This window comes from Saccharopolyspora sp. NPDC000995 (assembly GCF_053599315.1).
Genome location: NZ_JBSFLZ010000319.1, coordinates 1 through 1,563 on the forward strand (window position 1 = coordinate 1; position 1,563 = coordinate 1,563).

Here is a 1,563-nt window from a genome sequence, read left to right on the forward strand (position 1 = left end):
CGGCGGCGAGGGCCGGTCCGCGGCCGGGCACCGGTACCCGCTGTCGTCTGTGGGAGGCATGCGGCAGCTTCCCGGGGCGGGTCTTGTCTTGGCGCTGGCACGTTCCGGCACGTCGGTGCAGGCGGGGGCAGCGCCAGGATTCGACTTCCGTGGGGGTGTGCACAGCGCGCCGGTGAGTCTTGCGATCCATGGGTCCACCGAAACGGCCGAATACAGCGCATGGACCCGGTCGCGGCATCACGCCGCCGTTGCCCAGGAAGGTAGTCGGCCACTGCTGGTGCTCGGGCACAACGACACGGTCATCTCCAATGCCGAGGTCGCCAAGCTGCGAAGTACCGGCTTGGATGTGTTGGCGCGGGTAAACCGAGGCCGAGGGCCGAAATGGATGCTGCACAGGGGCGGAAGCCGACCGCGGCCGGTCGAGCCGCCGGCCGAAATGACCCTCGCCCCCCGACCGGAACCGCTGCTGTTCCAGGGGTCCGGTGATTCCGCCGAGACGATCGAGCAGGCCGCGAAGCCGGCACCCGATTTGCCGGACACACGCCGACGAAGCGCCTCCGGTCATCAGGTGGACGGGTAGCAAGAGCCGTCACCGGCGATCGCGCCCGCCACAGGCCGCGGAGCAGAAGGCAGAGCACAAGGCGAAAGCGAGAAGGGATAGGCGGGCACGGGCTGTCGCCTCCAAGAAAACCGGCTGAACAGGCGTTGGCGGACGGAGCGGAGGCTGAGTTCGCGGTTGCTGGAGTGGAAGATCTCCAGAGCGTGTTCTCCGATTGCGCCGCGCCGGTCCGGGGCGATGAAGACGTAGGGAACCTTGCGGTACGGGGTTTCTGTCGCCTGCCGACGTGATGACGGGCTCTGGTGCGATCTTGGTGATCCCGTGACTGTTGCTGATCACACTCGTTGATCATGATCGGGTGCAGTTAGCCGAGGTCCACGTCGAGGGCGTGGAGGCTGCCCAGGAGGGTGAAGTGCGTGTTCGAGCCCGTGCGCGTGCTGGCGAGGCGGTGTGCCCGCGGTACGGGGCGGCGGTCGCGGGTGCATTCCCGCTACCAGCGGCGGCTGGCGAATGTCGGGGGCGCGGGTCGGCCGGTGCTGATCGAGTTGTTGGCGCGGAAATTCTCCTGCGACATGCCTGGTTGTTCCCAGCGGATCTTCGCCGAGCAGGTGCCGGGGCTGACTGCCCGGCACCGCAGGACCAGCCCGCTTTGCGTGACGTGTGGGAGACGATCACCTGGGCGTTGGGCGGTCGGCCCGGCGCGCGGCTGGCGAAAGGCCTGGCTGTATGGGAGGACTGAAATGGGTTGAACTGCGTTGTACTGCGCTAAACGGCAGCGTGCTGCACTGGTTTTTCCTGGGGTTTCTCGGGTTTCGCAGGTTAATGTCCTTTGTGTACTTGGCTGGGGGTCAAGGGGTCGCAGGTTCAAATCCTGTCAGCCCGGCTCCCCGGTGCCGGGCGCTTTTTTTATGGCTCTTGTGACTGATCCGTGGGTGGTGTGAGCTGGGGTTTTGGGCCCGGAGACGGGGGCACGCCGTTGCTTCGTCTAGGTTTCTGGCTTGTCG

1 pseudogene is annotated in these 1,563 nt (G+C 66.5%); it reads left to right on the forward strand.

Annotated elements, in window-relative coordinates:
* A pseudogene (locus tag ACWDKQ_RS36085) lies at window positions 1-580 on the forward strand (hypothetical protein); the annotation flags it as partial.
* Window positions 581-1,563: the final 983 nt, after the last annotated feature.